Raw genomic sequence first — 12,784 nt, 5'->3', positions numbered from 1 at the left:
TGATGAGTATATCGAATGACGCGCCACTTTAGTGATCTTCTTACCATGACACCCCAGCACCCAAACCTTAGTTCTGCTGCTTGGTTCTCACGTTCTTTGTGTGTGGTGTTTTGCGCTCTCGTCGTTGGTTGCAGCACCACCCCGCCCTCTGCGACTTCGGGCAATCCTGCTACGCCCTATTTGGGTGGCTACGGTCCAACCGATCCACCACGCATGAGCACTAACCCCAATCCTGAAACTGGCAATAACCAACTATCCGAATCGATTGCGGTTCCATTTTTGTCCTTCTTAATTATTGAGCCAGATCCGGTCATGAAAAATGCGATTCCAACGCATATTGAGAAACTCATTAAGGAACGTAAATACCCAGACGCCATTAAGGCAATCGATGCGGCTCTCGTGAAGACACCCCGTAATGTACAACTGCGATTTATCAAAGCACGCCTCCAAGTGGAATTACGTGATGTCAACGCTGCGCGCGCCACCTGGATCGAGATTACCCAGCAATTTCCGGAGTTGCCAGAACCCTATAACAATCTAGCTGCGTTAGCGGCCAATCAAGGGCAATGGATTGAGGCCCGAGATTATTTAGAGCTTGCCCTCAAGTTAAGACCCGATTACGTTCTTGCACAGGGCAACCTTGCGGATGTCTACTTGCGCCTAGCCGATCGCTATTACTCGAGTGCGAGTAAACTTCAGCCCAATCAACGAGAGTATGGGCTGAGGGCGAAGGCGATTAAGGAGATCCTGAACCCACCGCCCAAATCGCCGAACCGACCCAATCCACCGATTTCTAAACCATAAGTGAGTTATTTATGCCTAGCGTTCTTTTAAAAACCAATCACGGGGACATCACCCTTGAACTTGATGCAGCAAAAGCACCAAAATCGGTTGCTAACTTTTTGGCCTACGTCAATAGCGGCCACTACGATGGCACGATTTTTCATCGGGTCATTAATAACTTCATGATCCAAGGTGGCGGCATGACCGCAGGCATGAAACAAAAACCAACGCTTGATGAAATTGAGAATGAGGCAAACAATGGCCTCAAGAATGATCGCGGCACGATTGCGATGGCGCGGACTAGTGATCCTCATTCAGCCACTGCCCAGTTCTTTATCAACGTCAATGACAATGATTTTCTAAATCACAGCGCTCCCACCCCACAGGGTTGGGGGTATGCCGTATTTGGCAAAGTCAGTAACGGCATGGATGTGGTCGATTCCATTAAGAAAGTTCAGACTGGTAATGCTGGGTATCACCAAGATGTTCCGACCGAGGATGTGGTGATTGAGAAAGCATCGGTTATTGCTGACTAATCCCTCGATCTCAGCATGCCAGATCACACCAGCGCCCTACTCATCTCCGATCTTCATCTCACGCCGTCGATGCCGTTGACGGCGCAACGCTTTTTTGACTTTGTTGAAAAAGAAACGAATGATGTGGAGTCGGTTTTTATTTTGGGGGATCTCTTTGAGTATTGGGTGGGTGACGATGCTGGTGCGCGCTCCCCATTTCAGCAAGAGGTGCTGCGCGCTCTTTTCGCTTTGTCGAGCAAAACCAAAACGTATTACATTCATGGTAACCGTGACTTTTTAATCGGCCAAGACTTCCTTAAACGGTCAGGGATGCAATTGCTCCCCGATCCATCAAAGGTCATGATTGCTGGCGATGAGTGGGTCATTAGCCATGGCGATGCCCTGTGCACCAATGATCTGAGCTATCAAGTGTTCCGAACATGGGTTCGCAAACCTTGGCTCCAAAAACTATTTTTACGACTTCCTCTGGATTGGCGGCGCGGGATTGCACGTACCTTACGCAGCAATAGCACCGCAAAGTATGAGCGCGCGGCCCGTTACACCCCCGATGTCGCCCGTTACAAAGGGGATGTGACTTTGGTCGCTTGCGCCAATCTCATGGGGGCCTATGGCTCAGAGCGTTTGATTCATGGTCATACGCATTTACCTGCACGGCATCACGAAAGCATGGGCAGTAAAGAATGGCAACGCTATGTGCTATCTGACTGGGATCTTGATCATCCCGAAACCGTACTCCCAAAAGCGAGTGCTTTGCGCATTGACCTCAATGGCGTGCGCTACATTGATTTAATTAAGTCTACGTAGTGATTCTTGAGTATTTGCTCAAGATATTGGCCATTTGGGCAAAGATCCTCGGATTGGCTGCCATGATCTCACCGCTATCCATGAAACCTTCTTCGCCACGGTAGTTGCCAACGAGGCCGCCGGCTTCAGCCACAATTAGTGCACCTGCTGCCATATCCCAAGGTTTGAGTTCACTCTCAAAGAATCCATCGTAGCGGCCAGCCGCGACATAGACAAGGTCTAGAGAGGCAGCGCCTGGGCGCCGCAGGCCCGCGCATTGACGGGTCATGTCGGCAAAGATCTTGAGATAAAGATCCAGGTCTTGATCATGCCGATACGGAAATCCTGTGCCAAGTAATGCGTTCTCTAATTTAGTTTGCTCGGCAACTCGAAGACGGCGCCGATCCACGTAGGCGCCACTGCCTTTGGTGGCCGTAAATAACTCATCGCGATTGGGGTCGTAAACTACCCCTTGGGTCACAACGCCATTCACTGATAGAGCAATCGATACCGCGTATTGCGGAAATCCATGAATAAAGTTAGTGGTGCCATCTAAGGGATCAATGATCCAAATGTGATCGGAGCCATTGGTAGCCTCACCAGTTTCCTCCGCTAAAAAACCGTGGTTTGGGTAGGCTTCGCTCAGGGTCTCGATAATCGCCTCTTCGGCGGCTTTGTCCACTTCGGTTACATAATCATTATGTTGTTTGCGATCAATTTGCAAGCGCTCAAGATTGAGTGAGGCACGATTGATAATCGTTGCGGCACGGCGAGCGGCTTTCACAGCCACGTTTAACATGGGGTGCATAATGAGTGGACAAATTAAATAAGAACAAACTAGACGACTAGGTCTCTAGTGCAATGGCATTATTTTATACGAATTCATTCATGGCTCAGACGTCGTTTACCCAATACAGTGACCATGTCCGCTGGATCATGGTAGAAACCAGTCATGCGGGCAATATTGGTTCTGCCGCGCGGGCCCTTAAAACGATGGGCTTTGCTGCACTCCATCTCGTTCGTCCCCGAGAGCCCGTCATGCACACCCACCCCGATGCAGTTGCATTAGCCAGCGGCGCTAGTGATGTATTAGCCAATGCAAATACACATGACAGCCTTTCTTCTAGTATTCAAGAATGTGCAGTGGTTTTAGGCTTAACCAGTCGCGATCGAGAGTTTGGTCCGCCTGCCCTTCCTTGGGCGGATGGTCTTCATTTGTTAACGGATGCATTGCAATCCAATCGCTCTGTTGCACTGGTGTTTGGTCCCGAGCGGACCGGCCTTGAAAATGATGATCTTGCTTATTGCACCCACCGAGTCTTTTTACCTGCCAACCCCGTCTACCCTTCATTAAACCTGGCCCAAGCGATGATGGTCTGTGCGTTTGGTTTGCGCCAAGCGCTGCTGGAGCACCCTGCGCAAGCAACAGCCAATGCAGATGTCTCTGAACTGGCAGACCCTGCAGCGGTTGCCGCCATGCTCGAACATTGGCAAGCAGGCTTAGAAGCGATTGGTTATTTAGATCCGAAAAATCCCAAGAAACTGATGCCACGTTTGCAAGCACTCTTTGCCCGAAGTCGCTTACGTAAAGAAGAAATTGATCTTTTGCGCGGTATTGCCAAACAGATGCTCCTGAGAAAATAAGGCGCACGGATTACACTATCTCTATGTTGAGTTCTCTCTTTGAAGATGTTGACGCCATTATTGCGCGTGATCCTGCGGCGCGGCACCGGCTTGAGGTGATTACCTGCTATCCCGGCTTGCATGCCATTTGGCTGCATCGTCTTAATCATTTCTTATGGAACCTCGGTCTAAAATGGCCAGCGCGTTTTTTGGCATCGCTTGCTCGTTTTCTGACCAATATTGAGATTCATCCAGGTGCCCGAATTGGACGTCGGGTGTTTTTGGATCACGGCCTTGGTATTGTGATTGGCGAGACCGCAGAGATTGGGGATGACACGACCATCTATCAAGGGGTCACCTTGGGTGGTACCTCGCTCTACAAAGGGGTAAAACGCCATCCCACGCTAGGTAAAGGGGTTGTTGTGAGCGCTGGGGCGAAGGTATTGGGTGGATTTACCGTGGGGGATGGTGCACGCATTGGATCCAATGCCGTGGTTCTTAAAGAAATTCCGCCGGGTGCGACGGCAGTGGGCGTACCCGCTCGTATCTTGCATCCCGATCTCCCCAAGGAGGCGAGCGATGCGAGCAAGGCAAGCTTCTCGGCGTATGGGATCACACCCAATGCCGATGACCCCGTTTCATTGGCATTAAAGAGTTTGATCGATGCCACGATTGAACAAGAACACAAGATCAAAGCCCTGGAAGAGGCCTTAGCGAAGTTGGGTGGCAAGACTAGCGACTTGACTGGCCACGAAGAAACTCAGCGTGAGCTAGACGCCATCAAAAAACTTCTGAAAGAGTAAAACGCAGGGGGCTGGCCCCTAGCCATTAATGCAAAGTTCGTGGGCCCTGATCGCGTTGTGCCGTTCCCGATAAATCGAGATCATCCAGATCATCATCGTCGGCAAGATCCATTCCAAAACCGTCTTCACCCTGTGGGTGTTGATTTGCAATCTCATCTTCGGTGGCTTGACGAACATCTTCGACCTGCAACCAAAAACGCAGAGCCATACCAGCAAGTGGATGATTACCGTCAAGCACAACTTGCTTATCGGCCAGATCGGTCACCGTGTAGATTAAGCTATCAACTTCCTGATCATCGTCATCGTCATCCACCTCATTAAGTGATGCCGCTTCGAGCTCTTCGGTGCTTTGCTCTTCTGGCACCCCTTCAAACTGCATGCCGATCTCTAAAGGCTCAGGGAAACGCTCCCGCGGTTCTATTTTGAGTAAATTAGGGTCATATTCTCCGAAGGCATCTTGAGGCTCAAGCTGAACCGTGGTCTCAAAGCCAATATCCTTGCCATCCAATACACTCTCGATCTTTGGGAAGGTTCCTGAGTAGCCCCCGTGCAGATAAACCATTGGGGTGTCGGGTTCCTCGATAATATTGTTTTGAGCATCGCTAAGTTTGTAACGAAGAGATACGATGGTATTTTTTTCAATCTTCATAGCGATGTGTTTCCTCAATAAGGCCATTTTACTTGACTAAGACTCGCTCTCGCTATCAGCCCCCTAAAGCCCCAGCCACACTACCCCTCGATCTGCCGTGGCCGCTTTTGGGTAATCTTAGCCCCCAACTATTTATGCGGCGGTATTGGCATCAATGCCCACTCCTGGTTCGCCAAGCCATTCCTGCTTTTGCACTAAGCAAGAATGCTGGCTTTCCGCTGTTAAGTCCTATTTCTGATAAAGCGCTCTTTGGGTATGCATGCGATGGCCTTAGCGAAGCGCGCCTTGTAGAAGCGAAGCCATGGCGTCTCCATCACGGTCCCTTCAAGAAAAAGGAGATTCCCGCCACCAGCCAACGGGATTGGACTTTATTGATTCAAGGAGTTGAGGCGCGGCACCCTGCTGCTGCGCATGTGTTGTCTTGGTTTCGGTTTATCCCCGATGCACGCCTTGATGATCTGATGATTAGTATTGCAGGCATTGGTGGTGGTGTAGGCCCCCATGTCGACTCCTACGACGTATTTTTAATTCAGATGGAAGGTCGACGCCGCTGGAAAATATCTGGGCAGGCCGATCTCGGCTTGCGCCCCCATTTACCACTCAAGATCCTTGCACGCTTTAAGCCTGAACAGGAATGGGTATTGGAGCCGGGTGATTTACTTTACCTACCGCCCAATATTGCCCACGAAGGAGTGGCGCTTGATGATGGGTGTCAAACCTGGTCAGTCGGTTTTCGGTCACCCTCATACCGTGAGCTCCTTAGTGAAGGTTTATGGCGTCTTGCCGAATCCTTAGAAGCCGACCCTGCACTCGCAGCGATTTATGCCGATCCGAATCAGGAAGCTTCTTTAGATCCTGCGCGCTTACCAACTCAGCTCGAAGATGAAATCCGCCAACGAATTCAGAGTCTTTCCTTTGATCAGAACCCGTCGTTTATCAATGGGATTGCCGCTTACCTGAGTGAGCCAAAACCACAGGCAATTTTTACCCCGCCCGATCCGCTACTCAGTCCTCGCGCCCTAGGGGCATCCCTTAAGAAAAGAGCTCTCGTGCCCCACCCCCAAACCCGATTATTGATCCGAAATGAGACCGTTTTTTGCAATGGCGATGCCGTTACCGAAGGTCAAGATCTGGCCACCATCAAAGCTTGGCAAACCCTCGCTCAGCACCACCACTTCGCCCGAGAGCGAATGCAAAAATCAAGTAAAAATAAGGGCTTATCAACGATACACGCAGAGGAGCTGGATGGGTCTGTGAACCCCCCTTTGATTGCAAAAAATAATTCGCTCTACGAGGCCTATTGTTTTGGCTGGCTCCTCCTTCAATAAGCACTGCAATGGCTAGCACCATTTGAACAAATGATTGCGTGATTGCTATAATCATGAGCGGATCTGAGTGGGATTACATCCGTAAACCGTATTCAAGGTCCTACAACAATTACCGGTAATTGCTGTAAATCGACTTATATTTAAAGGAAATAAAACAATGAAGAAGTCACTCCTCTTGGCCGCGATGTTGGCCGTTGCTTTGTCTGCTTGCGGTAAGAAAGAAGAAGCTAAGCCAGCTGCTGCTCCTGCTGCTCCTGCTGCTGCTCCAGCTGCTGATGCAAAACCAGCTGACGGCGCTGCTCCAGCTGCTGCTCCTGCTGCAGGCGCTCCTGCTGCTCCTGCTGCTGCTCCAGCCGCACCAGCTGCTCCTGCTGCACCAGCCAAGAAGTAATTCTGAGGCTGCATGAAGAAAGGCGCTCATTGAGCGCCTTTTTTCTTTGGTACTAAATGGTGATTATTTAATAAGCTGTCGATCAAGTGTTGTGAGCAACTGATTACCAGTGGTGGTGTTCTCAGGTTTGCCCTCGGAGTCTTGCACCAAAATTGCAACTTGATTATCGCCCCGCGTTTGAACCACAACACGATAGAGTTTGGCTTTCTTATCCGCATCATTACTCTTGCCAAAGGTTCGACCAAACCAACTGCGTCCGTCACCCAATTCTTTTGGATTGACGTAGCGTACGAAGTAAATACCGCGTGAGCGATCGCGGTCTTCAACGGTAAAGTTAGAACGATCCAAAGCAAGACCGACATCGCGCCAGGCTCGATCGAAGCTGGAGCTCATTTCGATTCGGGTCGCTGTACCCTCTTCAACTAATTTTGCTCTAGGAGTTTTTGGAGCTGAAGCAGTCGCGGCAACTTGCGCCTTCGCTTGTTCTTGGGTCATACCGAGACGCTCCATCAAACGCGCCAAGAAAACGGCTTCGAGCTCAGGATCAGTCGGGCGAACCATCCACTGGGTTGTAATCATTGCCCCAGAGCTGTCTTTCACAGGGGTCTCAATGGCGCCCTTGTGCGTGATGTAAATCTCGGTGACATCGGGTTTTTGTAACTCAAGTCGGGTTCTAAATTTGTCACGCTCACCTGAATCGTAGGCAGAATCCAAGACCCGTCCCAAGGTTCTGCGAATAATATCTTGTGGAATCTTGGCGCGGTTTTCGGCCCAATCGGTTTCCATGATGCCGGTGGATGGCGAATCAATGGCGAGCAAGAACCCGTTCTCTTGCCAAAAATCCTTCACTTGAGGGTAAAGCTCCGTGGCGGGCTTATCGACCACCAACCATCTGCGATCACCATCGCGCTCAATTTTCATTCCGGGGATGCCAGTCAACACATTGGAACGCATTTGAGAGGACTTCTTCACTGCTTGGTTGTATTCCGACATGGTCGCAGTGCCATCTTGCACCACATAGCGGCGATCCGCTTGAGCCGTAATTAAATCAGGAGGCAGGGCCAGATTGGGGCCGCGTACATCACCGGATTTTTTATAGTCCACCTTATCGCTAGCGGTCATGCTGCTAAAGGTTCCACACGCGGTCAATGTGATAACCGCGCAACTCAGGGATAAGGTTTGTAGAACCGTGCGCATTCGTTCCTTACGAAATTACAGCAAACCGGCTTGACCCAATGCCTGACGCAAGGGCTCACGCAATGGCTCGCTAAGTGGCGTCAATGGTAACCGAATTCCGGCTGGAATCTTCCCCATCTGATGCAAGGCCCATTTCACGGGTATGGGATTAGCCTCGATAAACATCAGTTTATGAACTGCCAACAATTGATACTGAATTTCTCTCGCACGCTTAGCGTCACCAGCAATCGCTGCTTTGCAAAGTTCGCTCATTAGGCGAGGTGCCACATTGGCCGTTACCGAAATGTTGCCATGCCCGCCCATCAGCATCAGAAATAAAGCAGTTAGGTCGTCACCCGAGTAGACTGCAAACTGGTTAAGCTGTTTATGTTTGAGCTCGGCCAATAGCAGTGAGCCGCGCTCTAAATTACCAGTCGCGTCTTTAATTCCGATAATCCCTGGCACCTGAGCCAAACGGACTGTGGTCTCATTGGCAAGATCGGCGACGGTACGTCCGGGGACGTTGTACAAAATGACCGGCAGATCGACGCGCTCAGCAATCGTTTTAAAGTGGGCATACATGCCCTCTTGGGTGGGCTTGTTGTAATACGGCACCACTTGCAGGCTAGCATCCGCACCCACCTTTTTGGCATACTCGGTTAATTCAATCGCTTCCCGAGTCGAGTTACCGCCGGTTCCAGCAATCACCGCAATGCGGCCATTGATATGCTCAACTGTTACACGGATGAGCTCACAGTGTTCTTCAACCGATACCGTTGGCGACTCACCGCTCGTGCCAACAATCACAATTGCATCGGTGCCCTCATTGACATGCCAATCCAGCAAGGAGCGCAATGCGGCGTAATCAAGACTAGCGTCTTCGTGCATTGGGGTTGCAATTGCAACCATACTTCCGGTCATCATGGCTGATTTCATAAGGGCTTTATCGATCAAACGGCTTAAGCGCTAAATTGTAACGGATGGCGTATTTTGGGCAGTCCCCGGCTAGCGCATAGGCTCTGAACCATGGCCGGTTTGGGGATTGCACGATAGCCATCCTGATAAGCCACCACGTGCAGATCATGTCGCTTGGCAAGATCTAGTAACTCGCCATGCTGAAGTAAAAAGTTTGGATTTGAGGGTTTACCAAATTCTTCATTGCCGATTGCAAAGGTCTCGTAGAGCAAGATACCGCCCTCTTCCAAAAGATCTGGCAATTGTTCTAAGTAAGGCCGATAGAGATAGTTACTCACCACAATGGCATTCCATTGACCAAACTCGGACTCGGGAAGCGGCCATCGATCTCCTTCGAGATCCATTTGCTGGGTCATCACAAACTGATGGTCAATGCGGGCCAAAGACTCTTCATCACGATCAACAGCCAGCACCATGAAGCCACGATTGGCAAGGTAGATTGCATGTCGTCCACCGCCACAGGCAAGATCGAGAACCTTGCCCCCAGGAACAATCAGGTCAGCGTATTGGGCAATCCAAGGAGAAGCAGTTTCTAGAGCGGCGTGCACGTGATTTAGAGTCAATCAACATCTAGGCCCATCGCCTCGCGCACATCCCGCATGGTTTCTTGGGCAACCTTACGGGCCTTATCGGAGCCATCCGCAATAATGGAACGCAGCAGGCTTGGATCATCTAAATACTGTTGTGCACGCTCAAACATCGGTTGTTGTTCACGCAAGATCGCATCAATCACGGGTTGTTTGCAGTCTAGGCAACCAATGCTCGCACTTTGGCAGCCCTTCTGCGCCCAATCCTTGGTGGTTTGGTCTGAGTACACCTGATGAAACTGCCACAGAGGACAATTAGCTGGATTACCAGGATCGGTGCGTCGCACTCGTGCAGGATCGGTTGGCATGGTCCGCACTAAGCGAATCACCTCCTCAGGCGCCTCGCGAATGGCAATCGTATTGGCATAGGACTTCGACATCTTTTGCCCATCAAGACCTGGCATCCGAGCTGCTTCGGTTAACAAAGCCTGGGGCTCGACCAAAATAATCTTACGAGCACCCTCGAGGTATCCAAATAATCGCTCACGATCACCCATCGATAAACTTTGCGCCTCTTGCAATAAGGCCTGTGCTTGCATCAGCGCTTCATCCTCGCCACGCTCTTGGTAGGCATTACGCAATTCCAGGTAAAGCTTGGCGCGCTTGCTACCGAGTTTTTTTACTGCCTCGAGGGCCTTCTCCTCAAAAGCGGGCTCACGACCATACAGGTGATTAAAACGACGGGCTACCTCACGGGTCATTTCCACATGAGGAACCTGATCCTCACCAACTGGAACATAGAGGGCTCGATAGATCAAAATATCAGCCGCCTGTAGCAAGGGATAACCTAAAAAGCCATAGGTCTGCAAATCTTTTTCTTTTAGTTTTTCAATTTGGTCTTTGTAGGTGGGGACTCGTTCAAGCCAGCCCAACGGGGTACCCATCGCTAGAAGAAGAAATAATTCGGAGTGTTCCGGCACTCGACTCTGAATAAACAATGTAGCTTGATTGGGATCAACACCCGCTGCTAACCAATCGATCACCATCTCCCAGACCGACTCTTGAATCACCTCAGGGGTCTCGTAGTGCGTTGTTAATGCATGCCAGTCAGCAACAAAGAAAAAGCAGGGGTATTCAGCCTGAAGGCGTACCCAATTTTTTAAGACGCCATGGTAATGGCCTAAATGCAAGGCGCCCGTGGGACGCATGCCGGATAAAACGCGTTCTGCAAACATGAGAGGATTGTCGCTTATTTAATGAAAGGCCGACCAAATGGGCGTTAGGTGCTCTGGAAGATGGGGAAGCTGCCCTAAATCAATATCGCTTTCCTGGGGATCATGAAAATCCGATCCACGAGAAGCCAGAAATCCATAACGCTTGGCAACCTTCGCATAGGTTTGGTATTGATCGGGGCTATGGCTACCGGTCACGACTTCAATACCAGCGCCACCTAGATCCTTAAAACGGGCATAGAGCTCATCCATTTGCATGGCATTTAAGCGATAGCGACCTGGGTGCGCAATCACTGCTTCACCACCCGCACCCGTAATCCAATCGACCGCCTGATCTAAGCTTGCCCAACGGTGCGAAACATAACCTGGTTTACCAGCAACTAAGTATTTTCTAAATACCTCATCCATATCACGACAGACCTGTTGCTCCACGAGGTAGCGCGCAAAGTGCGTGCGTGCAATGAGCTCAGGATTACCAGCAAACTTTAGAGCGCCTTCATAGCTATTTTCAATACCGATTTGCGCAAGCTGAGCCGCCATTTGGCGAGCACGCTCTTCACGACCATCCCGGGTGGCACGCAAACCATCTTGCAAGGTTACATTGCTTGGATCAAATCCCAAACCAACAATATGGACAGTTTGTCCCATCCAACTAATGGAGATCTCGACACCTGATACATACTCCATCCCTAAATTAAGCGCAGCGTCTTGCGCACGCGCCTGACCACCTAAGACATCATGATCAGTTAAGGACCATAAATGCACGCCATTTTGATGAGCACGCAAGGCGAGCTCCTCTGGGGATAAAGTACCGTCAGAGACGACCGAGTGGCAATGTAAATCCGCATTAATAGGCATACTCATATCCCTATTTTAGGTCAGTTGCGCATTAATAAGGCGACGCGGTGCCTCAATATATTCTCGGGATTGCATCTCCATTAAACGCGAGACGGTACGGGCAAATTCACTGACGACCTGCCCTTCCGTATACAGCTGGTCAGGGGGTACTTCGGCTGACATGATTAATTTCACACGATGGTCATAAAGTACATCAATCAGCCAAATAAAGCGTCTTGCCTCATTGGTTAAACGGGGGGGCATATATGGCACCTCGGAGACCATCACCGTATGAAACGTATTGGCAATCTCTAAGTAATCATTTTGTGAACGAGGGCCCACGCAGAGAGTTTGGAAATCAAACCAAACCACACCCTCAGCCAAATGCAGCGCCCGGATCTCGCGGGACTCAATTTTAAGGATGCGGTTGGTGGCCTCAATTTGTTTACCGATGAGCTCATGAAAGTAATCATCCATCTGCTGATGGGTTGCTTCATTTAATGGGGTTAAATAGGCCTGAATCCGGGTCATCTGAATTTGCCGGTAATCACTACCTGCATCCACATTCAAGACATCGAGCTTTTGCTCTAAAAGCTCAATCGCCGGCAGGAGTCGGTCACGATGCAGACCATTCGGATACAACTGATCGGGTCGATAGTTTGAGGTCATGATGAACTGCACCCGATCAATGAACAAAGCCTTTAAAAGGCGATACATGATCATGGCATCGGCAATATCATCAATGTGGAACTCATCAAAGCAAATCAATCGATATCGATCGGAGATGCGTTTGGCTAACTCATCAAGGGGATCAGCCAATCCAGAAAGCTCATGGAGCTCACGGTGAACCTCGCGCATGAACTCATGAAAATGAATCCGGATTTTTTTTTGAACGGGAGATGCTTCGTAAAAGCAATCCATCAAAAAGGATTTGCCGCGACCCACTCCGCCCCAGAGGTAAACCCCTCGGGGTAACTCGGGGTGAAAGAGTTTTTTGGTGAGCGCGTTACTCCGAATCTCTTTATAAGCAACCCACTGATCTTCGCATTGCTGCAAGCGAACAATGGCCCGCTCTTGCGCAGGATCTGGATGATAACCGCGCGCTTTACACTCTTGGTTGTAAAAGTCAGCGACTTTCAAC

The 12,784-nt window shown here is 50.1% G+C and carries 15 protein-coding genes; 7 read left to right on the top strand and 8 right to left on the bottom strand.

The window, feature by feature from the left end; genetic code table 11:
* Positions 1-15: 15 nt before the first annotated feature.
* The 3 genes from QUE65_RS04275 to QUE65_RS04265 are packed head-to-tail and all read left to right on the top strand — an operon-like array spanning position 16 to position 2,123.
* Positions 16-804, top strand: a complete 789-nt coding sequence (locus QUE65_RS04275) for a tetratricopeptide repeat protein (protein WP_286282129.1) — start codon at positions 16-18, stop codon at positions 802-804.
* An 11-nt stretch (positions 805-815) separates the two neighbouring features.
* Complete coding sequence (locus QUE65_RS04270; RefSeq protein WP_215372199.1) at positions 816-1,319, top strand: peptidylprolyl isomerase; 504 nt, start codon at positions 816-818, stop codon at positions 1,317-1,319.
* A 15-nt stretch (positions 1,320-1,334) separates the two neighbouring features.
* Positions 1,335-2,123 carry a UDP-2,3-diacylglucosamine diphosphatase gene (locus QUE65_RS04265; protein ID WP_286282126.1) on the top strand — a complete coding sequence of 263 codons (789 nt, stop codon included), beginning with the start codon at positions 1,335-1,337 and terminating at the stop codon, positions 2,121-2,123.
* On the opposite strand, the gene QUE65_RS04260 is transcribed toward QUE65_RS04265, so the two are convergent.
* Entirely contained in the window at positions 2,116-2,910 is a 795-nt protein-coding gene (locus QUE65_RS04260) for an inositol monophosphatase family protein (protein WP_286282124.1), read from the bottom strand. The genes QUE65_RS04265 and QUE65_RS04260 overlap by 8 nt on opposite strands.
* 80 nt (positions 2,911-2,990) lie before the next feature.
* Here QUE65_RS04260 and QUE65_RS04255 point away from each other — a divergent pair, with 80 nt between their 5' ends.
* Together QUE65_RS04255 and cysE are read left to right on the top strand one after the other, a co-directional pair.
* Entirely contained in the window at positions 2,991-3,746 is a 756-nt protein-coding gene (locus QUE65_RS04255) for an RNA methyltransferase (protein ID WP_286282123.1), read from the top strand.
* Between the two features lie 23 nt (positions 3,747-3,769).
* A complete protein-coding gene (gene cysE, locus QUE65_RS04250; protein WP_286282121.1) occupies positions 3,770-4,528 on the top strand; it encodes a serine O-acetyltransferase in 759 nt (252 codons plus the stop codon).
* 25 nt (positions 4,529-4,553) lie between these two features.
* On the opposite strand, the gene QUE65_RS04245 is transcribed toward cysE, so the two are convergent.
* Complete coding sequence (locus QUE65_RS04245; RefSeq protein ID WP_286282119.1) at positions 4,554-5,177, bottom strand: FKBP-type peptidyl-prolyl cis-trans isomerase; 624 nt, start codon at positions 5,175-5,177, stop codon at positions 4,554-4,556.
* Positions 5,178-5,209: 32 nt separating this feature from the next.
* Between QUE65_RS04245 and QUE65_RS04240 the strand changes: the two genes are divergently transcribed.
* Positions 5,210-6,505 (top strand): cupin domain-containing protein, encoded by a 1,296-nt coding sequence (locus QUE65_RS04240; protein ID WP_286282118.1) that lies wholly within the window; start codon positions 5,210-5,212, stop codon positions 6,503-6,505.
* Positions 6,506-6,662: 157 nt separating this feature from the next.
* Positions 6,663-6,896, top strand: a complete 234-nt coding sequence (locus QUE65_RS04235; RefSeq protein ID WP_215372188.1) for a hypothetical protein — start codon at positions 6,663-6,665, stop codon at positions 6,894-6,896.
* Positions 6,897-6,959: 63 nt separating this feature from the next.
* On the opposite strand, the gene bamC is transcribed toward QUE65_RS04235, so the two are convergent.
* From bamC to zapE, 6 genes are read right to left on the bottom strand one after another with little or no spacing between them, the layout of a single operon-like run.
* Positions 6,960-8,093 carry an outer membrane protein assembly factor BamC gene (gene bamC / locus QUE65_RS04230; protein ID WP_286282115.1) on the bottom strand — a complete coding sequence of 378 codons (1,134 nt, stop codon included), beginning with the start codon at positions 8,091-8,093 and terminating at the stop codon, positions 6,960-6,962.
* Positions 8,094-8,108: 15 nt separating this feature from the next.
* Entirely contained in the window at positions 8,109-9,008 is a 900-nt protein-coding gene (gene dapA, locus QUE65_RS04225; RefSeq protein WP_286282113.1) for a 4-hydroxy-tetrahydrodipicolinate synthase, read from the bottom strand.
* A gap of 23 nt (positions 9,009-9,031) precedes the next feature.
* A complete protein-coding gene (locus QUE65_RS04220; protein ID WP_286282111.1) occupies positions 9,032-9,595 on the bottom strand; it encodes a class I SAM-dependent methyltransferase in 564 nt (187 codons plus the stop codon).
* 11 nt (positions 9,596-9,606) lie between these two features.
* Positions 9,607-10,809, bottom strand: coding sequence for a tryptophan--tRNA ligase (locus QUE65_RS04215; RefSeq protein ID WP_286282109.1), 1,203 nt, complete (start codon positions 10,807-10,809; stop codon positions 9,607-9,609).
* An 18-nt stretch (positions 10,810-10,827) separates the two neighbouring features.
* Positions 10,828-11,670, bottom strand: coding sequence for a 3',5'-nucleoside bisphosphate phosphatase (locus QUE65_RS04210; RefSeq protein WP_286282108.1), 843 nt, complete (start codon positions 11,668-11,670; stop codon positions 10,828-10,830).
* A 9-nt stretch (positions 11,671-11,679) separates the two neighbouring features.
* The gene (zapE, locus tag QUE65_RS04205; protein ID WP_286282107.1) at positions 11,680-12,783 is read right to left on the bottom strand and encodes a cell division protein ZapE; all 1,104 of its coding nucleotides are present in this window, start codon (positions 12,781-12,783) and stop codon (positions 11,680-11,682) included.
* Between the last annotated feature and the right edge of the window lies 1 nt (position 12,784).

The organism is Polynucleobacter sp. HIN8, from assembly GCF_030297615.1.
Classification (GTDB): domain Bacteria; phylum Pseudomonadota; class Gammaproteobacteria; order Burkholderiales; family Burkholderiaceae; genus Polynucleobacter.
Note: the sequence above shows the minus strand (reverse complement) of the source record. Positions and strands in the feature narration are given on the sequence as shown.